Source organism: Microcystis sp. BLCC-F210, from assembly GCF_042134685.1.
Taxonomy (GTDB): Bacteria; Cyanobacteriota; Cyanobacteriia; order Cyanobacteriales; family Microcystaceae; genus Microcystis; species Microcystis aeruginosa_D.
This window is the reverse complement of the sequence record NZ_CP169647.1, coordinates 3,766,714-3,791,000: the sequence shown is the minus strand read 5'-3', so window position 1 is coordinate 3,791,000 and position 24,287 is coordinate 3,766,714. Positions and strand designations below refer to the sequence as shown.

The following is a 24,287-nucleotide window of genomic DNA, read 5'->3' as shown; positions in this document are numbered from 1 at the left end:
AGAGGTCAACTAAAAATTTTACCCTACCAAGACTTTAAAAATCTAGGAGCGAGACAAAAAAGGCTATATACTAGGGAAAGCTATAGCAAAAAATATCGAGACAATGGAAGAGAATTGGCTAGAAATTGGGACAATAGTAGCACCCCAGGGACTGGAGGGAGAATTGCGAGTTTTATCGGTATCAGATTTTCCCGAACGTTTTCAGAAAAGAGGTATTAGGGGAATACAAGGACCCCAAGGGGGAGAAATCCGAGAAATTACCCTGCTTAGGGGACGTGAGCTACCGGGCAAAAATGTTTATATTATCAAGTTAGAGGGGGTTGAAAATCGGGAACAGGCCGAAGCTTTGCGCGGACATAAATTATGGGCGAATAAACTAGAAAAACCTCGCCTAAAAGCGGATGAATATCATGTTAGTGAGCTAGTAAACTTGGAGGTTTATCATCACCTGACAGGAGAAAAAATCGGAGTTGTAGTAGATATTTTGTGGGCGGGTAATGACATTTTAGCAGTGCAACTAGAAGCAAATCTCGCCTCCGTCAAGAAAAAAAGTCCATCCTCCGACTCAGAGGACCGGGCCCTGGTTCCCTTTGTCAAAGAAATTGTTCCACTGGTGGATCTGAAAGCGGCACGCATCGAGATCTCGCCACCACCGGGGTTATTGGAGATCAATTTATCCTAGGCTGATTCTTGATGGCGGATTTCGACAAAGATAAGGTGACAATGGAACAGTAAGGATTAGCTGCTGTTTTGGCTAACTTTAAGAATACCTAGTCATCGTTACGGACTGCTACCGTGACAATTTTTGATTTTGAGAGGAGGTCCACTTTTGTCACGGAAATGGGTAATCTCAAAAGGAAAGACAGATATTATTTTGATGAAAGGCTATGGGTATCAGCATCCTGAGAATCTGGGCGATCGCAGCTAATGGTTTTCGCGAGGTTATTCGCGATCGCATTCTTTACTTTATCGGGTTTTTTGCCTTGTTGATGGCCTTCGCTTGGCGTTTATTACCAGAAATTGCGGTGGGAACCCATGAGAAAATCTTTCTTGACTTGGGATTAGCCGCTATCGGGTTATTAGGGGTAATTGTCGCGATTTTTGTGGGTACAGGACTAATCAATCGGGAAATTGACAAGAAAACTATTTTAGTTTTGATTCCCAAACCCCTGAGTCGGGCCGAATTTATCCTCGGTAAACACTTGGGTTTGTCCGGGGTTTTAGCGGTGATGTTGGGGGTAATGTTGGTGATTTACCTGCTGATGTTGCTGGGGATGAAAGTATCTTTTCAAGCTTTACCCCTGATTGTCTCGGTTTTCTATCTCGGTTTGGAATTAATTCTGATCGCAGCCGTGGCGATCGCTTTTGGGGTATTTACCAGTTCGATTTTAGCCACGCTAATGACTTTTGGGGTCTATCTAATGGGTCACATCAGCAAAGATCTGATCCAATTGGGTATAATCAGCAAAAATCCCAATATTCTCGCTATCACCAAAAATATTTATCTAATTCTCCCAGATTTGGAGAGATTGAATTTTAGAAACGAGGCCGTTTATGGTTTGCTGCCTAGTGCTGATGTTCTAATCGGTAATGCCCTCTACAGTCTCGTTTATACTGGTCTATTATTGGGTATCTCCATCCTCATCTTTTCACGACGACAATTTTAAATGGGGTTGCCGAATGTCATCGCCATCGATTAGTTTATAGAGATGATTAGCCATGAAATTAAAGGCACAACTGCATATTTTAAGTCGAGAAGCGGTCAATTACGGACTGGCAACCGTGGTCATGGAAGAAGCGGTTAATCCCGTCCTTGCAGCTTTTGCTAGACAGTTAAAACATTTACAATACTATGTAGTTCAGAATAGCCAAGGTGATTGGTTACTAACCACCTTAGCTCATCGGCAGCAGCCTCAGCAAGAAAAAAGGGTGATCTATGCCTTTGCTACGGAAAAAATGGCTATATCTGCCGAAAATACTGCTAATTCACCCCTATCAACGCTCCTAATTCCCGTAACCCATCTTTTATTCCAATTATTTGCCGTAGAAAAAGTAGATAGTATTATTTTTCTGGAAAATGCACACACCGCTCAAACAGGAAAAGAAATCTCCCGGACCCAATTAAAGGCTAATATTGAAAAACAACTGCAAAAACTAGGGAAAATTCCTGCCAATCTTGCTTAATTAGTTATCCTTAATCAAGGCGAATTAGATGTCGCCACCAGACTTTTTAAGCTGGCAACTTGAGTCTAGCCTAATCAGGGAGATTATTTAGAGCCGATTGTATAAACAAGCACCTGAGCCAAACGGCTAGGAGCATATCGGTTACTATAGAAAGTGTCTATTTTCTCAAAACCGACCTATGCTGCGAGAAGCTCTTAAGAAAGAATTAGATAAACTAAACGATGATCAACTGAAAAAGATTGCTGATTTCATAGCCGACCTTGAGTTTCAGTCTGAACAAGTCCCATCGTCCGTTCCGCTTTGGCAAAGAGCAACACCATCCCAGAGAGCTAGGGAATTGCGTGAATGGGTGTTACAACTTCCCAAAGATAGTCCGAGTCTAGGAGATGAAGCCTTTAGTCGCGATAGTATTTACGAATGATGACGAGATATTTACTTGACACTAATATTGTTATGCGATTGTGCAATTCTTCCGACCTACAGCATAAGCTGGCAACCAATGCAGTTTCTCGTCTGCTCATGCAATCAGATGAATGTTTCCTGGCGACACAAGTAATAATTGAGTTTTGGGTTGTTGCCACCAGACCAACTCAAGTCAATGGTTTGGGTTGGTCTGTAGAACAAACCAGAAGCATGATAGATCAACTTCTCGCGCGTTTTCCAGTCTTGGCAGAATCTCGGCAGATTTTTACAAATTGGCTGAACTTAGTCACAACTAACAGGGTGATGGGTAAACGCACTCATGATGTTCGTCTCGTTGCGGCTATGCTTGCCAATGAAATTACACATCTGTTGACCTTTAATCCCAGTGATTTTGCGGGTAAGTAGTCGTGCAAAATTAATTTCCTAGTAAAGATAGGCAAAAGGCAAGAGGCAAAAGGCAAGAGGGGGTTAGATATGTGTAATTAATTTTGCTTAGGTACTTATATCAAGTATTACAATAACTCATCCACAAGATTTGAACCCGTTTGATACTAATGAGCCATAGTGTTGGCGAGCGCCGCATAACTCAATCGTTATCAATAGGGAAAAGTTAATTATCTGCAATGGCCTTTTTTACTCGCACTCACATTACCATGACTGAGCCAACCCGATTAAACTATCACGATACCTATTCTTGTCCCGTCTGTCGCCATGGTAAAATCGCCACTTTACCACTCATGGAAGCCTATGCTTGTAACTTTTGTCAACACATTTTTACTGCTAATTTAGAACAACAGGTTTTAAAAATGGCCGATAGTCAATTACCCTTAACTTGGTATTGGAATGGTAAGTATTGGCAGGGTTTACCGAGAGAAGGAATGGAGATAGCAGGTTTTTACTTAATTATCGGTTTAGGATTTGTGATTTTTCCCACAGCAATTGTGACTACGGGGGCCTATCTTTTTCCTCCAGTCGAGGGGAGTCCTCTGTCATGGGTGCCTCTATTTTGGTCGATTTTAACCTTTATTTGCCATGCTATTTGTTTACTCTGGTTAATTATCGAATATTATCAGTTTCCCGTTAATATGTATCTACGGGCTTTGTCCCGTCGTTGGCAAAATTCTTTTGTTACCCGATTATTATCCTAGGGGTTATTTAATCCTAGAAAGGGGAGATGGGAATTATGAATTATGAATTATGAATTATGAATTATGAATTAGGGGAGTGAGGATAAAAAATCTGATAACTGATAACTGATAACTGAACTCTAAATTATCCCTAAAGGACAAAATTGACCTGATAATTCTAGTTTATTGTTTTGCAGCAGATATAAACCGTACTCAATTCCTTCTACTACTGCTTGATAGGAAGCTTCCAAAATATTACTAGACACTCCCACAGTAGTCCATCTTTGTTGACCGTTACTGGACTCGATTAAAACCCTAGTTTTCGCTGCCGTCCCCGAACCACTATCGAGGATTCTCACTTTATAATCGGTCAGGTGAAAGTTAGCAATTTTGGGATAGAATTTGACTAAAGCCTTTCTTAAAGCCAGATCTAAAGCAGCCACTGGTCCGTTACCCTCGGCCACTTCTAATAAATCTTCCTCTTTTACCCGTACTTTAATTGTTGCGATCGCATTACCACTATCCCGGAGCATATCACAATAAACTTGGAATCCTTTTAATTCAAAAAGATGGCTTCTTTGTCCCAAAGCTTCCCGCATTAATAACTCAAAACTAGCTTCCGCTGCTTCAAATTGATAACCCTGACTTTCCAAGATTTTTAAACGTTCCAATATTTGGCGACAGGTGGGATCATCTTTATTTAAATCGATGCCAAAACTACGCGCTTTCGCTAACACATTACTTAATCCCGATTGGTCAGAAATGACGATGCGGCGCTGATTACCGATCGCTTCTGGATTAATATGTTCGTAGGTGAGGGGATTTTTCGCCACCGCAGAAACGTGAATTCCGCCTTTATGGGCAAAAGCGGAACGTCCGACGAAGGGAGCATGATCATCTGGGGCTAAATTGACCATTTCGCTGATTTTTCGGCTAGTTCCCGTCAATCGACCTAATTGATTTTCTTCTAGGCAAGAAAAGCCCATTTTTAACTGAAGATTGGGAATTAAAGTACATAAATTGGCATTGCCGCAGCGTTCCCCATAACCGTTAATTGTGCCTTGAATCATGCGTGCGCCCTCGTTAACTGCCGCTAAGGAGTTGGCTACGGCGGTTCCTGCGTCATTATGGGCATGAATGCCTAATTTAGTCCCATTTTCATCATCGGGATCGATGCCCAATTGCTCCCGCATTTTCTCCACAATAGGCGCGATTTCTTGGGGTAAAGTGCCACCGTTGGTATCACAGAAAACTAACCATTCGGCCCCGGCATCCCTGGCGGTTTTCAGGGTTAAAAGGGCGTATTCGGGGTTATTTTTGTAACCATCAAACCAATGTTCGGCATCATAAATGACTCGTCTTCCCTGACAGCGTAGATACTCGATCGTATCTCCTATCATGGCTAAATTCTCCTCCAAACTGGTTTTTAAGCCCTCTGTGACGTGCAGATCCCAAGATTTGCCGAAAATTGTCACCCAACGGGTTCTAGCGGCGAGAATGGCGGTTAACATCCGATCTTCCCGGGCCTCGATCTGGGGGCGACGAGTGGAACAAAAAGCGACTAATTCCGCTTGTTTTAGGGGTTCTTCGTGCATTTTCCAGAAAAATTGACCGTCTCTTGGGTTTGCGCCTGGCCAACCGCCTTCGATAAAAGGAATACCCATCCGATCTAATTCCCTGGCGATTTTAATTTTATCTTCGAGGGAGAGGGAAATACCTTCTCGCTGGGCCCCGTCCCGGAGAGTAGTGTCATAGACCCAAATGCGTTTACCATTGTTCATAGAAATAGTCAATAGATGTTAATATTAATTAATAACTGTAGCAAGGTTAAAATAACGTCCCTAATGCCTAGAATAACAGTTTACGGTCAAACAATCACCTGCGATCGAGGTGCAAATCTCCGTCGCATATTATTAAAACATGACATTTCTTTGTATAATGGCGGTTCCAAGTTAATCAATTGTCGCGGCATCGGCAGCTGTGGGACCTGTGCGGTGGCAATTGTGGGCGAAGTTTCTGCTATCAATTGGCAGGAAAAAGCGCGTCTTTCTTTACCTCCCCATAACCCCGATAATAACCGTCGTCTTGCTTGTCAAGTCAAAGTTTTTGGTGATATCGAAGTGACTAAATACGATGGTTTTTGGGGACAAGGAGAGTCAGTGATCAATGAGCAGTGATCACTTTTGAGTTATCAGTGAGCAGTATTAAGTATTAAAGTGTTAAAGTATTAAGTGGCAAGTTCGGAGCCTTCTTTTCACTGATTACTGTTTACTGATTACTCTGAGTCCATCTCATATCTGGGACTTTCTCTCACATATAGGTGAGCAGCAGAAGTCATTAAAAGAGGGCGAATGCAATTCGCCCCTACAATGATGTTATTGCGCCCAAAATGTCCTATAGATATTTCTACAAAATTGAGATGCACCCGTTTACTGTTTACTGATTAAGGTTATCAAATGAACGAGACAACAACTTTTCGGATATCACCAATAATTCGGGTAACTTTATTAAGTTTATATGTGGCGTTAACCATCCCTTTACCCTTTTTAGCAAAAGTCACTAATTCCCCCGTTAATCCCAATTTTCTTTGGGTAGGAATTAGCTTAGGATTAATCGCTTTATACGGAGCTTTAAGTGAAAGAGTGATTTTATCAGAGACAGGGATACAAGTTACATATCCCCAATGGTTTCCCGCTTTTCTTCGCTCTGGTTGGTGGTTAAATTGGACAGATATAAAAGAACTTAAATGTCGCAGTACAGGACAGGGTGGTTTAGTTTATTATTTCCTTGATCGATCTGCGGAAAAAGCCTATTTATTGCCGATGCGAGTAGTGGGATTTAATCGCATGGTCAAAATAATCGAGGAAAAAACCAACTTGGATATGACTGATATTCGCCCCCTTTCTCAGCCTTGGATGTATGGAATTCTTTTTACTCTCACCCTATTTTTATTATTAGTCGATGCTTGGACTATTGCTACGGCGAGAACTATTATTCCCTAATAAATTCGGCTCAAAACGTAATCTACTAGCTCGATTAACACATCTTTGGAGGGAGAAGAAGCTAAACAGTCAAGGTGTTTTAAGGCGCTTTGACCGTATTGATTGGCTAACTCTTTTGAGCGAGGAATACCTTGGCTAGAGTGAATTAAATCAAGAGCTTTTTCGATGTCTCCTTCCTGACTAAATTCCCGTTCGATCAACACTTCTATATAGGGATTTTCCTCCATGGCAAAGAGAGCGGGAGCGGTGATATTACCACTGATCAAATCGGAGCCAGAGGGTTTTCCTAATACTTCCGTGGGGGAGGTAAAATCGAGAATATCATCGACGATTTGAAAAGCTAATCCTAAATTGCGACCATAATTATATAAATGATGATTAACTTCAGCCGATTGCTCGCTTAATACTCCAGCTGCTTTGGCACTGTTGGCAATTAAAGAAGCAGTTTTGTAGTAACTTTTTTCTAGATAAGCTTCCAGGGAGATACTGGTATCAAAGCGATTAATTCCCTGTTGAATTTCCCCTTCAGCAAAATCGCGAATCACTTCTGAGAGCAATTTTACCACTTCTAAATTATCTAAATTAGCTAGATACCAAGAGGATTGAGCGAAGAGAAAATCCCCCGCTAAAACCGCCACGCGATTGTCAAATAAACTGTTAACGGTGGGAACACTGCGCCGCAATTCTGCCTCATCTACCACATCATCATGGACAAGACTGGCAGTGTGAATCATCTCCGTGATTTCCGCTAATCGACGATGACGGGGAGTGATATCCCGGTCTAACATGGTAGCGCGAGATACCAGCAACACGATCGCTGGCCGAACGCGTTTACCACCGGCCTCGAACAAATGTTCTGCTGCCGCTGCTAAAATGGGATGACGAGCGCCGACGAGGTTTTTTAAGTTATCGGTCAAAAGACGGAGATCATCGTCAACGGGTGCGAATAAAGAAGTTGTTGGGATCATTGGTTAGCCGATTGGCGAGATAGTTACGAAAGTTTACATATCCTTACATTTATTTTAACTTAATGTCAGCAGAAGTCCCCCGACTTTAGCGGTGGAATCAATGCTGACTTGGTGTATAGACAATTCCCGCAAGCTGTGTCATCATAAAGACTTCGACAGGCTCACTAACACGAACGTTCATCCAGACGGCTGAAAGGGTTTAGGGTTTTAGCGATTTTCATCTGGTCAATTAACTAATTTTCAGGGAAAAAGTACCTGAATTTTCCCCCCGGTCACTCCCATATCTGGTAATTTTTGATTTTCACAAGGTCTAAAAGTCTTACCCAATAAAGTTTTTAGATTTATTTGACCAACCCTAAATATCAAAAATCAGGTCTTACGGATACTTACTTATACTGAGGAAAGCTGAAGCTTGTCCTGAGAGAAGCGGAAGGTTATTGACGTTCGGTGGGACCTCTAGGAACTAGCGATACTGACTATAGGGGGGACATAAGGACAAAAGCTGGGTGTTAGTCCGTCTTGAGGCAATCCCCGGTGAAATAGGAAGCTCTCAACAACCCTGAGAGCAGTTCACTTCGGGATAACCTTCCATAAAGTTTTCTTAATCTATATAATTAGAATAATGCCGCCTAATTTATCTGGATTAACCATGCCTTGGCCACGCATTGTCAGCGCCATTTTTGCTATTGCCTTCGCACTGGGAATTATTATCGTTGGGGGTTGGTATTTCACCCTTGCCATCGGTGTTATCGTCTTTTTGGGACAATTAGAGTATTTTCGCTTAGTTCGCGCTAAAGGCATTGAACCGGCTGCTAAAACCACTCTCGTAGTTTCGCAATTATTACTACTGACGGCAACGATGGCAGCCCCTCTCACCGATGCTATGTTTCCCCTTGCTGGGGCGTTAATTTGTTTTTATCTGCTCTTTCAGCCTAAAATGGCGACAATTGCCGATATTTCCACCTCAATTCTCGGTCTGTTTTACGGTGGTTACTTACCTAGTTATTGGATTCGTTTAAGGGTCGGTTTTTCTCCTGAAAGTAGTCCCGTGGCCATGGCCAGTAACTTACCTCTGATGGGATATTGGCCGGAATCTTGGATGGAACCGAAATTATTTCCGGCCGCTTTGACGGTGACTTTTCTAGCTTTCGGTTGCATTTGGGCCGCCGATATCGGAGCCTATATCATGGGAAAATGGTTAGGTAAAACCAGTTTATCGCTGATTAGTCCTAAAAAAACCGTGGAAGGTTCCTTTTTTGGCATTTTAGGCAGTATAGCGATCGCTGAGTTGGGTGCTTGGTATTTAGATTGGCCCTATTGGCAGCTGACGGGCTTAATTTTGGGCTTATTAATTGGTATTGTCAGTTTATTGGGTGATTTAACCGAGTCGATGATGAAACGAGATGCTGGGGTCAAGGATTCTGGGCAGTTAATCCCCGGTCACGGTGGGATACTCGATCGCACCGATAGTTATGTGTTCACTGCTCCCCTAGTATATTATTTCGTCACTTTACTGCTGCCCTTGTTGCGTTAGTAGTTTGTTTCTTCTCCAGTGCTAAATTCAAGCTTAAACCCAAATTTGCGATTATGTCAGCAGTCGTCCATCCCCGGGGTAAAGTTTATCTTCTCGGTGCGGGAATCGGCCAGAGCAGTTTTCTTACCCTGCAAGCGCGAGCAGTTTTAGCCAAGGCCGAGGTTTTGCTGTATGATGCCCTAGTGGATAGCCAAATCTTCTCCCTAGTGCCGAAAACCTGTGTTTTAGTCGATGTGGGCAAACGGGGGGGACAACCCGGGGCCGAGCAGAATCAGATTAATCGCATACTCGTTAATTATTGTCAAGAGGGAAAACGAGTTGTTCGGCTTAAAAGTGGTGATCCGGGGGTTTTTGGGCGAGTATATCCCGAAATGTTGGCCTTAAAGCAGGCTGACTGCGATTTTGAACTGATAACTGGTATTTCCTCCGCTTTAGCCGCTCCTTTATTGGCCGGAATTCCCCTGACCGAAAAGGATATTAGTCGCTGTTTTGCGGTCTTGAGCGCTCACGATCCCGAGTCTCTCGATTGGTCAGCTTTAGCTAAAATTGATACACTGGTACTATTAATGGCTGGTCAGTCTTTAGGGCAAATTATCGAGAAATTATGCGAAAATGGGCGAAATATTCACGAATCGATCGCTATTATCCGTCAGGCGGGACGCAAGGATCAACAAATTTGGCGCGGGACTTTACAAAATATTCTCGCTCAAACCGCCGGGCTGTCCCTCTCACCTTCTATTATGGTCATTGGTCAAGTTGTGGATCTGGCGATTATGTCCTCTCCCCTACCCCTAGGAGGTAAAACTATTGTTATTACCCGTGCCGCCGAGCAAACAAGTCAATTTAGCGAAATTTTGCAAAATCAAGGTGCAGAAGTCCTAGAAATGCCTGCTTTAGAGATTCGTCCCCCCGACCGTTGGCAAGGTTTAGACGATGCCATCGGTAAGTTAAAAGAGTTTGATTGGCTGATTTTAACATCTGCCAATGCTGTTAATTTTTTCTTTGATCGGTTGACATTTTGGGGAAAAGATGCTAGAGCTTTAGCGACCATAAAAATCGCCGTAGTGGGCAAAAAAACCAGCCAAGTTTTACACTCACGGGGATTAAAAGCGGATTTTATCCCGGGGGATTTTGTCGCTGATGCCTTGGTAAACGAGTTTCCCGACCCGATTAGGGGGCAAAAATTCCTTTTTCCTCGCGTGGAAACGGGAGGGAGAGAAATATTAGTTAAGGAATTAACGGCCAAAGCTGGTCAAGTGACGGAAGTGGCCGCATATTATTCCGGATGTCCCGCACGCATGGATAGGGGCATCTGGGAAGCCTTTCGAGATGGGAAAGTCGATATAGTCACCTTTGCTAGTTCCAAAACCGTCCAGAATTTTTATCGGTTATTGGAACAAGAAACGGCAGAATTATCGGTTAATTCCCTATTAGAAAAAGTTTGTCTGGCTTCTATCGGTCCGCAAACTTCAAAAACCTGTCAAGAGTTATTTGGTCGTGTTGATATCGAGGCGCGAGAATATACCCTAGAAGGATTGACTAGCGCTTTAATCGAGTGGAATATAACCTAAAAAACCGACCGACAAGAGATAATTCCTGTCAGTCAGTCGATGATAATAGGCCGAATTTTACTCAGCTTTATTTCTTAGCGGGGGCAGCCTTAACGAGTTCCAATTCACCTTCAGCGAAGTTATTGGTATTCAGTCCACTGGCACTACCACTAAAACCGTTGTAGTTAACAGTATCAAAACGAACGATAACGGGATAGAGGATACCACTTTTATCAACACTGGCGACAGTTCCTACATCGTTGTACCAGTAAGACTCTTTACGTTTGATTCTAACTTTGGCTCCGCGTTCGATTCCAGGCATAGGTGTTGTTTTTTTTTAGGGTTTAGTTAACAGGTTACAATCAGAGCGAGTTTGCTGAAAGGGTTTTTACTTTAAGTTTTATTGCAAATCTTGCCACTCTGTTTCGACAAAATGCCCCGAACGTCCCCACAGGTCTGCCTTTGGGGCAATGTTAACGATTGTTAAGTTAAAGGGAATGGCCGTAGTCAGGTATTTTTGGGCCGACATTCCCACATCCGGCCCGATTTGAAAAGCGGTGGCGGTGGCCAAACCTAAGCCTAATAACTGAGAAATCGGACCTCTGGGGAAGATGAGATGAGTTCCTAAGACTAAGCCGGCGGTTAAGGCTAAAGTTACCGATAAATTGGTGCCACAACGCGGATGTAATGCCAATTGCCCCTCGCCATTTTTGAGACGATGGAGAGCCTGTTTGGCCGCAATCCGTAGTTCATTTGTATTAATATGCCCGTAGAGATAAAAACCTCTATCGGTGGACAGTCCCCCCAGGGCCTCGTTATCCGCTGGGGAATGGTCAAAAGGCGATTGACGACGGGCAGCCATTTCGCTTAATACCCAGACGGTGGCGTGTTCCAAGGCGTGAACCTGTCGCAGGGTGAGCAATTCTTTGAAACCAGGGATAAAGCCGATTTGTGCCAGTAAATCGCTGTCTTGCCGGGGCGAGGGGTTAAACCAGTCAAAAGAGGGGTTAGAAGGGCTACTAGAGGTCATAAAGTTGCGGTAGGACGAGTTTTTTCGGGGAATGTGAGGGTGCTATTCGACAAAAAGGGGACAATCTGACCACGGGGGAACTGCTGCTAGTTGTTGTTTTAGGGTAAGAAGCGAAAGGATTTCAGTTATCTCGATTGCTGGTTTTGGTCATAGAAACTATGGTCAATTAGCTGTCTAAATAGGCGTTAATGATAGCAAGAGCTACTAAGGGAGCAGTTATTGTTCTCAAAATGCGTTTTCCCAGTGATACAGGCACAAAATCAGCAGCGAGCGCTTGTTCTATTTCTGTCTCCGTCCATCCCCCTTCCGGTCCGATGGCCATGGTTATCTCGGTTGATGTTTGCAATTGAGCAAGTAGCGGGGCCACTGTTCTACGGGTAACACCAATATAACAAGTTGTCTGTGGGTTAGCTCCCCGCTTAAGGATGGCTAAAAATGGCTGTGGTTCTTCGATAATGGGAATAATCTGTCTTTCTGATTGTTCTACAGCTTCTCGGGCAATTTTTCGCCAACGGTCAATTTTTTGAGGACTAGGATTGACTAAACCGCGTTCTGTCAGCAGCGGGATAATCCGATAAACTCCTAATTCGGTGGCAGCGCGAACGATATCATCAAAGCCATTTTTGGGAATTGCTACCATTAAATTCACTTGTACTGGTAGTTCGCTAGTTTCGTTTATCACTTCTAAAAGATGGGCCGAATTATCAATTATTTCCGCTAACCATGCTTGTCCTTGTCCATTGAGGGCAATAAAACGTTCATGGGATTTTAAACGAACAACTTTTTTAAGATAATGACTTTGTTCGGATGTTAGGGCAATTAACCCGTTTTCTAGGGTGTTAAAATCAAGAATAAGACGGTAATACAAGGCGGTTTAGTCTATATTGATATTGTGTTCAGAATCACTGTCAGCTATCTATTTTAGCTTTTATGGTGTTTTTGTATAGGGTAAATTAGCCTAAAACCTTGATCATTAAGAAATACGGGAATCGATTAATGAATTTACTAGGCATCGTTTTATACTCTTTTATGGGAGTGCTTTTGTTGGGGTTAGCTGTAGCTATCTGGTGGTTAGTCGATACCGTATCTTTATCCCCCACTAAACCGAAAAGAGCTACTTCTAAAAATAATCGTCAAAATTTGCCAACCAGTCAGCAGCAACTTTTCTGCTTAGAAAGAGAACTTTTAACCCTCGTGAATGGAGATAAAGCTTTAGCGAGTCGATTGCTTTTAAGTATTAGATTAAGAAATCCCCAACGTAGTAAAAGCTGGTGTTATGAAAAAGTGATTTATGACTTAAAACGAGATCGAGGAGGAATTTAAATTGCCACTACAACAGTTAGACCTATTAGAAGAATACCGTAGTGATCGCCATAATCTCATAGCCGATTTTTATCTACCTTGTTTAGCACAATCTACCCTCTATTGTCGAGCAGTCGGCTTTTTTTCTAGTTCTTCCCTTGTCTCTCTAGCCAAAGGATTAACCGCTTTAATTCGCGGAGGTGGAAAAATGCGTTTAATTGCTTCTCCCTATCTCTCGAAAGAGGATATAGAGGCGATTACTCAGGGATTAAAGCAAAGGGAAGAAGTGATTACTAAATCTTTGTTATCAGTTCTAGAAATTGACTTAGACGAAATTACTAAAAATCGTTTTGCCTGTTTAGCGTGGCTATTAAGTCAAGGAGTCTTAGAAATTAAATTAGCTATTCCCAAAAACTTAGTTAATTTTGGCTTATATCATGAAAAGTTAGGCCTATTTATTGATGCTTTTGAAAATGCGATCGCTTTTACTGGTTCTGCGAATGAAAGTCACAGCAGTTTACAGGATAATTTCGAGTGTATCGATGTTTTTCGCTCTTGGCAATCTCAGGAACAGCTAAGAGTCCAGAGAAAAATTGATAATTTTGAAAAACTCTGGCACAATCAAACTCCCCATCTAGATATTTGGGATTTTCCCGCAGCAGCAGCCCAATCTCTCTTAAAATTTCGTCCTGATTTTCCACCCACTACCGAACCCGATAGCAGTAGCAAAAAAACTTTTAAAGTTGCCGCCGATACCAGCAAATATCAGTTATCCTCTCCCCTAAAAATAACACCCCAGCCCCGTCAAATTGAGGCAATAAGTGCATGGAAACAAGCCAAATATCAGGGGATACTTGCCATGGCAACAGGAGCGGGAAAAACGATTACAGCCCTGGCTGCCGCTAGTGGTTTATCAAGGTTAGAATTAATTGTTATCGGTGTACCTACTAAAGAATTAGTCCAGCAGTGGGTGAAAGAATTAAACTGTCGAACTACCTATGCTTTTCCTGTGGTAGCGATGGGTAATTCTCGTGCTTGGCGTGAGGTTTTATTTCGCAAATTACGGTTAATTAATCATCAAGAATTGCCCTCTCAGAGATATCCTGTAATTGTGGTGGGAACCTATGGAGAGTTGGCTAAAAATACCATTAGTGATTTAATTACTGATGCGGGAGGTTTGCCAAAAGAATCTTTATTAATTGCCGATGAAGTTCACGCTACTGGTGCGGGAGTTTATCAGCGTCTTTTACGCGATGATTTTAGTTATCGTTTGGGTTTATCAGCAACTCCTTTGCGTGCCTACGATGAACTCGGTACGGAAAAAGTTTTAGATTATTTTGGGGGAATTGTCTATGAATACGGGTTAGAGTTAGCTATTCAGCAGGGTATTTTGTGCGAGTACGATTATCACGTTTATGTCACCTATCTCGCAGAAGAAGAACAGGAAAAATATCGTCAGTTAACTGCAAAAATTGCTCGCTTATTTACTCAAGAAGACAGTAAAGCAGTGAATTGTTTATTAATTCAACGGGCGCAATTAATTAAAGCAGCGGGGGCAAAATTAACTATAATTGATCGTATTCTGGCTGAACACACCTTAGAACAAACATTAATTTATTGTGCCGATATTGCCCAAGCAACTGCTATTAGTACCCGATTGGCGCGTCAGGGAAAAAGAGTCGCTCGCTATAGTTCCTTAGACAGCGATCGAGTTATGTTATTATCACAGTTATCTTCGGGAAATCTTGACGCATTAGTGGCGGTAAAATGTCTCGATGAGGGAGTTGATATCCCACAAGTCAGTCAGGGAATTATCCTCGCTGCTGATGCTTCTCCTCGTCAATTTATTCAACGTCGCGGCAGAATTCTCCGGGCAGCCGTGGCAAAGAAGAAAGCGACTTTAATCGATGTCTTGGTGGTTCCCCCTTGGGGCGATGGTGAGGTAAAATTAATTGCATCGGAGATCAAAAGAGTTATTGATTTTGCCCGGGCAGCCAGCAATCAAGCTACAGTTATTAACAGATTAGTCCAAGAATTAAGTTACTATGGTCTTACCTACTCAGATCTGTTATAAAATTTCTCGTCATCAAGGTATCTCTTGGCCAATAGGAATTAAGACTTGACAATCCCCACTACCCAACCCACAAAAAATTCATGGACATAACTGCTAAAATTAAAGAACTGGCACAAAAATATGAAATACCTCCCCAACTTCTGGAGGAAGCCAGGGCTTTAGAAGTAGAAAAAATTACTCTACAAAATCGGCGGCTATCACCTAAAATTGTCGAACTTATCGAAAAATATACCGACTCCTCACAATAAATAAACTCTATGACTTTGAGACTGAAACAAATTCGCTTAACTAATTGGAAATGTTATCCTAGTCAAAATATTACTTTTAACCTGCATCCCGACAGAAAAATTCAGATTATCTTCGGTAATAATGGCCACGGTAAAACTTCTCTGATGACAGGGATTTTATGGTGTCTCTATGGTGGAGATATTGTACCTAAAGAGACTCTGAAAACCTATTTTTATCGAGGTAAGGATGATTCTTCACCAGCAATAGAAATGCGGGTAGAATTAAATTTTACTAGAAACGAGAAAAATTACTTTATCAGTCGCACAGCGAAATTAAAAGATAATGGGATCACTTCTTATCCCAGCGTAGAGGAAGCATTATTTTATGAAGATGGAACCATAAAAGCAAGTAACTCTAGGGAATATATCGAAGCATTGCTTCCTAAATCTATTCGAGATTTTTTCTGTTTTGATGGCTTAAAAATTGAACAATATACCCAGATAACTCAAACTAAAGAAGCAAAAGAAGCAATTGAAAAAGTTTTGGGTATCCCGGAATTAAGAAATCTGCGCGATGATACAGAAAAAGCCTTACAAGAATTAGAAAAACGTTTAAATAAAGCAGAGGGAACCAGTCAGAAATTTACAGATAAGCTGCAACAATTGCGAGAATTAGAAGAAGAAATTGATCTGCAACAAGGTCAGCGTAAAAATGCTAAAGATGAGGAAAAAAATGCTCAAATTATCCATCATGATGCTCAAGAAAAAGCCGCTCAGATTGAAAGTTTGCGAGAAAAATTAGAGGAAATTCATAACTTAGAGAAAAGGCGTATCGGTTTACAAACTCAGTTAAATAACCTACAAAAGTCTATCGATTCTTGGTTAAAAAAAGCTGCGATACCTTTGCTGATTAACTTTGTGCAGGAAATGGCTGACGATTTGCAAGTTACTAGCTTAAAAAGCACTTATAAAACTAATTCTACAGCAGTTTTAAAAGCAATACTTGACGATGAAAGCTGTCTATGTGGTCGTTGTTTAGATCAAAATTCTCGTGACTTTATCCTGCAACAAATTGCCGAACTAGAGTCCTTAGAAGTGGACAACGCCACCAGAATAGAAAAAGACCAACTTAGAATTGATTTACAGGGAATTATCCGAGATAATGCCAAATTTAGCAACTATAGTCAATTGCTTTTACAAAGAGATCTTTTAGAAGAAGAAATCGAAGAAATTAATCAACATATTAAACAGCTAAAACAGGAAACCACGGGAATAAATCAAGAATCAGCTAATGATATTTGGCGAAAAGTTGGCGAATCTGGTAAAAATGTTGAGAGGATACAAGAAAAGATCGAACGCTTGCAAAAGGACATTGAAATCAAAGAAAAGCAATTAGAAAATTTACGCAAAGAAGTGGAAGTTTTAGCTAGTGAAAATCAAACCACATTGATGTTATCTAATCAGGTTAAAATGGCCAGAGGTTTAAAAAATGCCACTAACGAATTAATCGAATGGAATATCGATAATTCCCAAAAAATGATTAATCAAGTAACCAGCGATCGCTATTTACAAGTAACCAACAAACCAGAGGAATATAGAGGAGTAGAAATTACTCCCGAATACACTTTAGGAATCCGTACCATCACAGGAAAATTATTAAATCCCGATGTCTTAAGTGCGGGAGAAAAGGAAGCTTTAGCTTTTGCTTTTATCACTGGTTTAAATCAAATAACCGATACCTGTGTCCCCCTAATTATGGATACACCTTTTGGCCATTTAGACGAAGAACATCGAAAAAATATTATTAACTCTCTCCCTAATTTAAACTCCCAAGTGATTATTTTAGCCACCGATCGCGATCTTCCCGATCCACTTTTAAATCTGCTGCTTCCCTACACTACTGATATATTCAAAATACACCGTTTGGCTGCCGATGAAGATGCTTCCGTGATTGAAGTGATGGAGAATTACTAATGCAGAGAATCGATCCCAGTTTGAAGATTTATGCCTCGGAAACTTCCAGAAATTATCTACAGGTACTAAAAGATAATAAAACCTTTGAGCGCATGGTAGATGCCTATTTATTCGCGGCTGCTTTTGCTATTAAAGAAGACTTCAGTATCTACGGAATCAATCTCAGCAATCGACAAGATTTAATTACTATTAGTCAAATCGAGCCAGAAGTTATTTTAGCTTTAACCGCAGGAATTTATATTATCTGTAAAAAGAATTCTTATGCTCAACCTAGCGATGGCAAAGAAATTTTAGATAAGATCTGTCAATACGCAGAAGTGGGATTAAGGGAATTAAAAGAACGCTGGCAAGGCAAAGTCAGCAATCAAATTCAAGCTGATATTGAGAGAATTATCAATAATCTCTAAAATTCTCCCTATCTAACTATCTTTTTTAGCGATAACGACAAATTAGACTCTTTCCACACTACCAAAAAAGACGGGTTCCACGCGAATAGCAACGATACTAGCTGGACGCAAAACCATATATTCCCCTTGGATATTTCTGATCGGAACATTGATAAAATCGAGGGAATCAGCTTTGGGAACTAATTCGTTACTGTACCACTTTTGAAATTCTTGAATAGTCAAAAAGCGGACTTCCTCGCAATGTCCACTGCTTAAGAACAAATGTACTGCATATTCATCAGCTTTTCTACTCATTTTTTTAACTAATCAGATTGAATTTTTGTAATAAAGTTGCCATTAAAGGCGGAAAAGTGAGACGTAATTCGCTAATATCTGAGAAAATTAATTTTTGGTAGCTTGGCAGGTCAAAAGCTAGTTTACCCTTTAATTCTGCTCGATTCTGATAGGTTAGCAGAATTTGTCCGCCCTGTTTACAAGCGATCGCATAACCTAATTCTACACCCACTAGGGGACTGGGCAGTAATTCCGTTTCCTGTTGGCTAATCGCCGTAGCATCAGCAATAAATAATAAACTTTTGCGAATTTTGCGTAATTGACTATCACTCAATCTGGTGACATTGCCCTCGGTTCGAGGCGTTTCTTCGATATTTAAGGGCAAACGGGAGCGTTTATTAAGATTTTCGACGGTTTCGGTCAAAACTGTTTTTAAAGCGGTGCTAGAGTCCTTAAATTGGCTTTGGGAGCTAAAATAAATGACGGGATCCAGCCAAGTGCTGAGGTCTTGTTTAGTAAAGTAAATTTCTTGGGAAATCAGGTCAATATTCGAGATGACGTAACCACCGCTACCTTCGAGGTAAAATTCCACCCTTTCCCCTTCTAGATAGCGTTGGAACCAGACAGAACCCTGTATCGTCAGACTATCATCGAGAAAATCGGCTCTTAAACCCGATTTTAAGAGACTATTGCGACTTAAGCGCAAGTCGTGGGGACGTTTGACAACCTCGCGGATAGGTTCGTATTTGTCCAGATACCAAGCTTTTAGAGCGATGATGGCCATAGGTGTGGCGATTAAAGACACTCTCCTATTTTAGCAGTAAGCACCGATATCCTCTCCACATTCATCGGCCAGGTAAGAAAGAGCGCGAAATCTTAACATCATCAGGTTTTCGTAGAGGGGATTTAGCTTGCAAAGGGGCGGAATCTCTAGAATTGTCCAGCTAAATAGGGTAATTTTCCGAGCAAAGGGACATTGAGCCGGAATTAGGCGACAAATCCTGTGGGCTAGTTCAGGTGTATTGATGTCTAAACGATCGATTCGTTGCCGCAGGGGTTGCCATAAATCCCATTTTGGTTCTGGTGAAGGATTTTTCCGATTGCCTTTCGACCAAGGGGCGATCCAATTAGAGACAATTATTTTATTTGTGGTATAATCTGATACATCAGCATCGGCCATAGCTTTATCTTCAATTGATTGACTCATAAGGTTCTATCTAAGATTACGACAGGGCAAATACCGTTTCCCGAAAATCCCCTGGGACGTTCGGATAGTTGGCCGCTTTAACGATAACATCTCTGGGATAAAATTGCTCGTTAAGACTGCACAGGAACGCGGGGGCTACGGGGAGGAAATTTGAACTTTTGTACTGGTTTCCGATCTCCGAGTTATCACCTGACAGCTAATAGACAACAGACGACAATAAAATAACGTCATGAGTCAGTTTAACTAGATTAATCTCTAAGCTTCCCCCAAAGATATTGGCTCTGATTAAAGCTATTTCTAGGTTAGCAAAAACTCAGGTTTTTTCACCTCAGCATAGTACACTTTTTCTGGGTATAAAATATCACCCGCTTTTGTCAAAGATACGCAATCCAAGCTGTGGGGTGTGGGGTGTGGAGTGTGGGAATTATGAATTATGAATTATGAATTATGAATTATGAATTATGAATTATGAATTATGAATTATGAATTATGAATTATGAATTATGAATTATGAATTATGAATTATGAATTATGAATTATGAATTATGAATTATGAATTATGAATTATGAATTATGAATTATGAATTATGAATTATGAATTATGAATTATGAATTATGAATTATGAATTATGAATTATGAATTATGAATTATGAATTATGAATTATGAATTATGAATTATGAATTATGAATTATGAATTATGAATTATGAATTATGAATTATGAATTATGAATTATGAATTATGAATTATGAATTATGAATTATGAATTATGAATTATGAATTATGAATTATGAATTATGAATTATGAATTATGAATTATGAATTATGAATTATGAATTATGAATTATGAATTATGAATTATGAATTATGAATTATGAATTATGAATTATGAATTATGAATTATGAATTATGAATTATGAATTATGAATTATGAATTATGAATTATGAATTATGAATTATGAATTATGAATTATGAATTATGAATTATGAATTATGAATTATGAATTATGAATTATGAATTATGAATTATGAATTATGAATTATGAATTATGAATTATGAATTATGAATTATGAATTATGAATTATGAATTATGAATTATGAATTATGAATTATGAATTATGAATTATGAATTATGAATTATGAATTATGAATTATGAATTATGAATTATGAATTATGAATTATGAATTATGAATTATGAATTATGAATTATGAATTATGAATTATGAATTATGAATTATGAATTATGAATTATGAATTATGAATTATGAATTATGAATTATGAATTATGAATTATGAATTATGAATTATGAATTATGAATTATGAATTATGAATTATGAATTATGAATTATGAATTATGAATTATGAATTATGAATTATGAATTATGAATTATGAATTATGAATTATGAATTATGAATTATGAATTATGAATTATGAATTATGAATTATGAATTATGAATTATGAATTATGAATTATGAATTATGAATTATGAATTATGAATTATGAATTATGAATTATGAATTATGAATTATGAATTATGAATTATGAATTATGAATTATGAATTATGAATTATGAATTATGAATTGGATAGTTTTTTGCTGATAACTGATAACTGATAACTTTCCACTGATAACTGATAACTGATAACTGATAACTGATAACTGATAACTGATTTACATTCTTTCCAAAACGGGTATTCCCAAGAGATATAAGCCTAATTTTAGGGTTCTTGCCGTTAAATCACACAAAACTAAACGAGAGTTTTTAATCGGTTCTGCTGCTTTCAGAACGGGACAATTCTCGTAGAAACGATTATACTTTTTACTGAGTTCATAAAGATAATCGCATAAACGATTGGGTAATAAATCCTCTTCCACGGCACTAATTACTTCTGGCAGTTGCAGTAATTGTTTAGCCAGAATTAATTCGCTTTCATCCTTGAGAATTAGCGGTGAATTGGCACTTAAATCCTGAAAATTAATACCACCTTCGCGACTGATACTCTGGACCCTAGCGTAAGCGTACAGCATATAGGGGGCGGTGTTGCCTTGTAGATTGAGCATTTTGTCGTAACTGAAAACGTAGTTACTATTGCGATTTTGGCTGAGATCGGCGTATTTAACGGCACTTAAACCGACAGTTTCGGCAGTCTTAGCGATAAAATCGCTGGTTTCTTCTCTTTCCTCGCTTGCTAGTCTTTTTTCTAAGTCAGCTAGGGAACAGGCGATCGCTTGATCAAGTAATTCTTGTAATTTTACCGTCTCCCCGGAACGAGTTTTTAATTTTTTCCCATCTTCCCCTAAAACTAACCCAAAAGCGACGTGAACTACTGCTACATTATCGGGTAAAAATCCCGCTTTTTTAGCCACCTGAAATACTTGGGCAAAATGGTTAGCTTGTCCAGCATCGGTAACATAAATTATTCTTTCGGCCTTATCTTGACGCACTCGATAACAAATTGCCGCTAAATCGGTGGTAGCGTAATTATAACCGCCGTCGGATTTCTTGACAATTAGGGGCAGAGGATCCCCCTCTTTGTTGGTAAAACCATCGAGAAAGACGCATAAAGCACCATTGTCTTCTGTTAGTAATCCCTGTTGATCTAATTCTCTGATTACTGCCTCAAGGTAGGGATTATAAAAAGATTCCCCCCTTTCCGTCAGTTTTATATCGAGAATATCATAGATTTTCTGAAATTCCCGTCGTGATTGTTGACAAAGTAACTGCCATGCTTGACGACTTTCAGGATCACCCGACTGTAATTTTACTACGGCTTGACGGGCAGTTTCTTTAAAGTTTTCGTCTTCATCAAAACGAATTTTAGCCTTTTTATAAAAGCTAACTAAATCCCCTAAATCAAGAGCATCTGCTTGGGTTAAAGCGCTAGGATAAGCTTCTTGTAGATAAGTGATTAACATTCCGAATTGAGTACCCCAATCCCCGACGTGATTAAGACGAATTACTTGATGATGACGAAATTCTAAAATCCGAGCGATACAATCACCAATTATAGTTGATCGCAAGTGACCGACGTGCATTTCTTTGGCAATATTGGGACTGGAAAAATCGACAATAATTTTTTGACTGGGGTTAGCGGTGGCAACTCCTAAACGGTTGTCAGTAATTAGGTCTTTTAATTGGGTTTCTAGATAACTGGGTTTAAGGGTAAGATTGATAAAACCAGGTCCAGCAATTTCGGGGGTTTGACAGAGATCATCTATCTCTAGATTTTTTAGTAAAGTTGTCGCTACTTCCCGGTGTTTTTGTTTTAATTCTTTGGCTAAAGAGAGGGAAATATTACATTGATAATCGCCAAAACGGGGGTTACTAGCGGCTACAATTAGAGGATCGGTAGCGGCGAATTTTTCCCCAAAGGATTTAACTAGGGATTGGGAAAAACGCTCTTTTATTTGTTGGATAATGGCAGTCATAGAGAGAATTTAGCAGTTAGGGATTAGACAAAAATTGAGAAGGAATCAATTAGCTTTCTAGCAGTAACTAGATTGTGGGTTGAATTAGCTACTAAAGAGACCGATTGATCGTATTCTTTCAAGACTTTTTTGATGATATTTTGTGGTGTATTCATTATAGTTTCGAGCCAACGAGATTAACAATCCAGATAACTTGGGTTATTGACCGTCTTACTTTATCATAATCTGAAGGCGAATCCAATGCAGCTGGCTGCTGGGAAACCAGCAATTCTCATTTTAAGGTTTCATGACATTAAAACCCTTGCACCTAGAGGGGTTAATAATTCTTAACGAATCTCTAGATCGCTGAAACAACGCAAAATCGTTTCAAAATGAGAATTGCTGCTGGGAAACATTTGCTTTAATATAGTAAGTAAGCTTTACCAATAGTACAACCATGTTAGCCAGTTATATTGATCAAGCGATGGCATTAGCTCGATACGAAATCATCGAAGAAGATGGCACTTATTGGGGTGAAATTCCACCCCTTCAGGGAGTTTGGGCAAATCACGCCAATCTAGAAGATTGCCGGCAAGAATTGCGCGAAGCTTTAAGCGATTGGATTGCTTTACGTCTGTGTTTAGGTTTGCCGATTCCAGTGTTAGCAGGAATAGATCTTAATGTTCTTCCTCAACCCATGTCTTCAATTTAAGATATGCCTAAATTAACCGCCGTATCATGGCTTAATCTAGTTCAAAGATTACGAGAACTTGGGTTTGAAGGTCCCTACGCCGGGGGTAAACACCCTCAAATGCGTCGGGATAATTTAACGATAATTATCCCCAATCCCCATCAAGGTGAAATAGGGTTAGGACTGTTAAAACGCATTCTCAATCAAGCGGGTATTACCAGACAAGAATGGCTGGGAAAATAGCAGAGAAAACACCGTATTTAACCTAAGTAGTCATGCAAAATAAATTTCCTAGTGAAGACAGGCAAGAGGCAATAGGCAAGAGGCAAAAGCTTTATCGAAATGTGTAATTAATTTTGCTTAGGTACTTACTGCTTAACCAATAAAACCACGGCATAAACTGCGATACCTTCTTTTCGTCCCACCGGTCCCAATTGTTCGTTAGTAGTGGCTTTAATTCCCACTTGTTCCGGATTAATATTAAGAGTTGCTGCTAACTTTGTTCGCATCGCATTAAGGTGGGGTTTCATTTTCGGTTTTTCGGCAACAATTACCGAATCAATATTATTAATCTGCCAACCTTTATCGATAATTAATTGATTAACTTGTTCTAATAATTTTAAACTATTCGCTCCTTGCCATTGTGGGTCTGTGGGGGGAAAATAATGACCGATATCGCCTAAACTAAGCGCCCCCAGCATGGCATCCATGATAGCATGGGTTAAGACATCGGCATCACTGTGACCCAATAAACCGACAGTATGGGCAATTTCTACTCCTCCTAAAATTAAAGGTCTTCCTGTTACCAATCGGTGGATATCATAGCCGTTACCAATACGAATATTCATAAAGTAGTACCCTTGCAGTTATATTAATTATCTTATCGTAAAAGGGAACAGGA

At 40.0% G+C, this 24,287-nt stretch carries 27 protein-coding genes; 17 read left to right on the top strand and 10 right to left on the bottom strand.

Annotation, left to right across the window (positions count from 1 at the left end; translation table 11 throughout):
* The first annotated feature begins 103 nt into the window (after nucleotides 1-103).
* The 6 genes from rimM (at nucleotide 104) to ACE3JL_RS18235 (ending at nucleotide 3,755) form a co-directional block, all read left to right on the top strand.
* Nucleotides 104-682 carry a ribosome maturation factor RimM gene (rimM, locus tag ACE3JL_RS18260; RefSeq protein WP_375328086.1) on the top strand — a complete coding sequence of 193 codons (579 nt, stop codon included), beginning with the start codon at nucleotides 104-106 and terminating at the stop codon, nucleotides 680-682.
* Nucleotides 683-887: 205 nt separating this feature from the next.
* The gene (locus ACE3JL_RS18255) at nucleotides 888-1,667 is read left to right on the top strand and encodes an ABC transporter permease (protein ID WP_271990752.1); all 780 of its coding nucleotides are present in this window, start codon (nucleotides 888-890) and stop codon (nucleotides 1,665-1,667) included.
* A gap of 52 nt (nucleotides 1,668-1,719) precedes the next feature.
* Nucleotides 1,720-2,184: a hypothetical protein gene (locus ACE3JL_RS18250; protein ID WP_271990754.1), complete on the top strand. Its 465-nt coding sequence runs from the start codon at nucleotides 1,720-1,722 to the stop codon at nucleotides 2,182-2,184.
* Between the two features lie 178 nt (nucleotides 2,185-2,362).
* Entirely contained in the window at nucleotides 2,363-2,605 is a 243-nt protein-coding gene (locus tag ACE3JL_RS18245) for a hypothetical protein (RefSeq protein ID WP_271990757.1), read from the top strand.
* The gene (locus tag ACE3JL_RS18240; protein ID WP_375328085.1) at nucleotides 2,602-3,012 is read left to right on the top strand and encodes a type II toxin-antitoxin system VapC family toxin; all 411 of its coding nucleotides are present in this window, start codon (nucleotides 2,602-2,604) and stop codon (nucleotides 3,010-3,012) included. The genes ACE3JL_RS18245 and ACE3JL_RS18240 overlap by 4 nt, the downstream gene beginning before the upstream one ends.
* A gap of 248 nt (nucleotides 3,013-3,260) precedes the next feature.
* Entirely contained in the window at nucleotides 3,261-3,755 is a 495-nt protein-coding gene (locus ACE3JL_RS18235) for a hypothetical protein (protein ID WP_375328084.1), read from the top strand.
* 119 nt (nucleotides 3,756-3,874) lie between these two features.
* Here ACE3JL_RS18235 and cimA read toward each other — a convergent pair whose 3' ends face one another.
* Nucleotides 3,875-5,515: a citramalate synthase gene (gene cimA / locus ACE3JL_RS18230; protein ID WP_375328083.1), complete on the bottom strand. Its 1,641-nt coding sequence runs from the start codon at nucleotides 5,513-5,515 to the stop codon at nucleotides 3,875-3,877.
* A gap of 63 nt (nucleotides 5,516-5,578) precedes the next feature.
* Between cimA and ACE3JL_RS18225 the strand changes: the two genes are divergently transcribed.
* Nucleotides 5,579-5,911, top strand: a complete 333-nt coding sequence (locus ACE3JL_RS18225; RefSeq protein WP_375328082.1) for a 2Fe-2S iron-sulfur cluster-binding protein — start codon at nucleotides 5,579-5,581, stop codon at nucleotides 5,909-5,911.
* 279 nt (nucleotides 5,912-6,190) lie between these two features.
* On the top strand, nucleotides 6,191-6,736 hold the full coding sequence (locus ACE3JL_RS18220; RefSeq protein WP_375328081.1) for a hypothetical protein: 546 nt from the start codon (nucleotides 6,191-6,193) through the stop codon (nucleotides 6,734-6,736).
* Here the strand turns inward: ACE3JL_RS18220 and sds are convergent.
* The gene (sds, locus tag ACE3JL_RS18215) at nucleotides 6,733-7,704 is read right to left on the bottom strand and encodes a solanesyl diphosphate synthase (protein WP_271990771.1); all 972 of its coding nucleotides are present in this window, start codon (nucleotides 7,702-7,704) and stop codon (nucleotides 6,733-6,735) included. The two genes, ACE3JL_RS18220 and sds, sit on opposite strands and share 4 nt — an antisense overlap.
* Before the next feature lie 622 nt (nucleotides 7,705-8,326).
* Here sds and ACE3JL_RS18210 point away from each other — a divergent pair.
* Nucleotides 8,327-9,238, top strand: a complete 912-nt coding sequence (locus ACE3JL_RS18210; protein ID WP_150978058.1) for a phosphatidate cytidylyltransferase — start codon at nucleotides 8,327-8,329, stop codon at nucleotides 9,236-9,238.
* Between the two features lie 53 nt (nucleotides 9,239-9,291).
* A complete protein-coding gene (cobA, locus tag ACE3JL_RS18205; RefSeq protein WP_271990775.1) occupies nucleotides 9,292-10,809 on the top strand; it encodes a uroporphyrinogen-III C-methyltransferase in 1,518 nt (505 codons plus the stop codon).
* Nucleotides 10,810-10,876: 67 nt separating this feature from the next.
* On the opposite strand, the gene ACE3JL_RS18200 is transcribed toward cobA, so the two are convergent.
* The 3 genes from ACE3JL_RS18200 to ACE3JL_RS18190 all read right to left on the bottom strand — a co-directional run bounded on the left by ACE3JL_RS18200 (nucleotide 10,877) and on the right by ACE3JL_RS18190 (nucleotide 12,686).
* Nucleotides 10,877-11,110, bottom strand: a complete 234-nt coding sequence (locus tag ACE3JL_RS18200; RefSeq protein WP_150978060.1) for a photosystem I reaction center subunit IV — start codon at nucleotides 11,108-11,110, stop codon at nucleotides 10,877-10,879.
* Nucleotides 11,111-11,188: 78 nt separating this feature from the next.
* Nucleotides 11,189-11,818: a DUF6391 domain-containing protein gene (locus ACE3JL_RS18195; protein ID WP_271990779.1), complete on the bottom strand. Its 630-nt coding sequence runs from the start codon at nucleotides 11,816-11,818 to the stop codon at nucleotides 11,189-11,191.
* Nucleotides 11,819-11,984: 166 nt separating this feature from the next.
* Nucleotides 11,985-12,686 (bottom strand): 16S rRNA (uracil(1498)-N(3))-methyltransferase, encoded by a 702-nt coding sequence (locus ACE3JL_RS18190; RefSeq protein ID WP_271990781.1) that lies wholly within the window; start codon nucleotides 12,684-12,686, stop codon nucleotides 11,985-11,987.
* 128 nt (nucleotides 12,687-12,814) lie between these two features.
* Here ACE3JL_RS18190 and ACE3JL_RS18185 point away from each other — a divergent pair, with 128 nt between their 5' ends.
* The 5 genes from ACE3JL_RS18185 (at nucleotide 12,815) to ACE3JL_RS18165 (ending at nucleotide 17,802) form a co-directional block, all read left to right on the top strand.
* Nucleotides 12,815-13,141 carry a hypothetical protein gene (locus ACE3JL_RS18185; protein WP_271990784.1) on the top strand — a complete coding sequence of 109 codons (327 nt, stop codon included), beginning with the start codon at nucleotides 12,815-12,817 and terminating at the stop codon, nucleotides 13,139-13,141.
* 1 nt (nucleotide 13,142) lies between these two features.
* Nucleotides 13,143-15,194, top strand: a complete 2,052-nt coding sequence (locus ACE3JL_RS18180; protein ID WP_271953841.1) for a DEAD/DEAH box helicase family protein — start codon at nucleotides 13,143-13,145, stop codon at nucleotides 15,192-15,194.
* An 80-nt stretch (nucleotides 15,195-15,274) separates the two neighbouring features.
* Entirely contained in the window at nucleotides 15,275-15,442 is a 168-nt protein-coding gene (locus ACE3JL_RS18175) for a hypothetical protein (RefSeq protein ID WP_172967340.1), read from the top strand.
* Nucleotides 15,443-15,451: 9 nt separating this feature from the next.
* Nucleotides 15,452-17,395, top strand: coding sequence for an AAA family ATPase (locus ACE3JL_RS18170; RefSeq protein WP_271992871.1), 1,944 nt, complete (start codon nucleotides 15,452-15,454; stop codon nucleotides 17,393-17,395).
* Nucleotides 17,395-17,802: a hypothetical protein gene (locus ACE3JL_RS18165; protein WP_271992872.1), complete on the top strand. Its 408-nt coding sequence runs from the start codon at nucleotides 17,395-17,397 to the stop codon at nucleotides 17,800-17,802. Before ACE3JL_RS18170 ends, ACE3JL_RS18165 begins: the two co-directional genes overlap by 1 nt.
* A gap of 42 nt (nucleotides 17,803-17,844) precedes the next feature.
* On the opposite strand, the gene ACE3JL_RS18160 is transcribed toward ACE3JL_RS18165, so the two are convergent.
* The 4 genes from ACE3JL_RS18160 to argS all read right to left on the bottom strand — a co-directional run bounded on the left by ACE3JL_RS18160 (nucleotide 17,845) and on the right by argS (nucleotide 22,716).
* Nucleotides 17,845-18,096 (bottom strand): hypothetical protein, encoded by a 252-nt coding sequence (locus tag ACE3JL_RS18160; protein ID WP_271992875.1) that lies wholly within the window; start codon nucleotides 18,094-18,096, stop codon nucleotides 17,845-17,847.
* A gap of 4 nt (nucleotides 18,097-18,100) precedes the next feature.
* On the bottom strand, nucleotides 18,101-18,859 hold the full coding sequence (locus ACE3JL_RS18155; protein ID WP_271992877.1) for a hypothetical protein: 759 nt from the start codon (nucleotides 18,857-18,859) through the stop codon (nucleotides 18,101-18,103).
* 30 nt (nucleotides 18,860-18,889) lie between these two features.
* Nucleotides 18,890-19,282 (bottom strand): Mo-dependent nitrogenase C-terminal domain-containing protein, encoded by a 393-nt coding sequence (locus ACE3JL_RS18150; protein WP_271992878.1) that lies wholly within the window; start codon nucleotides 19,280-19,282, stop codon nucleotides 18,890-18,892.
* A 1,676-nt stretch (nucleotides 19,283-20,958) separates the two neighbouring features.
* The gene (gene argS / locus ACE3JL_RS18145) at nucleotides 20,959-22,716 is read right to left on the bottom strand and encodes an arginine--tRNA ligase (protein WP_375328080.1); all 1,758 of its coding nucleotides are present in this window, start codon (nucleotides 22,714-22,716) and stop codon (nucleotides 20,959-20,961) included.
* A gap of 436 nt (nucleotides 22,717-23,152) precedes the next feature.
* Here argS and ACE3JL_RS18140 point away from each other — a divergent pair, with 436 nt between their 5' ends.
* Nucleotides 23,153-23,407, top strand: a complete 255-nt coding sequence (locus ACE3JL_RS18140) for a type II toxin-antitoxin system HicB family antitoxin (protein ID WP_271991018.1) — start codon at nucleotides 23,153-23,155, stop codon at nucleotides 23,405-23,407.
* A 3-nt stretch (nucleotides 23,408-23,410) separates the two neighbouring features.
* On the top strand, nucleotides 23,411-23,629 hold the full coding sequence (locus ACE3JL_RS18135; protein ID WP_271991016.1) for a type II toxin-antitoxin system HicA family toxin: 219 nt from the start codon (nucleotides 23,411-23,413) through the stop codon (nucleotides 23,627-23,629).
* 125 nt (nucleotides 23,630-23,754) lie between these two features.
* Here the strand turns inward: ACE3JL_RS18135 and ispF are convergent, their stop codons facing one another.
* Nucleotides 23,755-24,234: a 2-C-methyl-D-erythritol 2,4-cyclodiphosphate synthase gene (gene ispF, locus ACE3JL_RS18130; protein ID WP_375328079.1), complete on the bottom strand. Its 480-nt coding sequence runs from the start codon at nucleotides 24,232-24,234 to the stop codon at nucleotides 23,755-23,757.
* Nucleotides 24,235-24,287 lie beyond the last annotated feature (53 nt).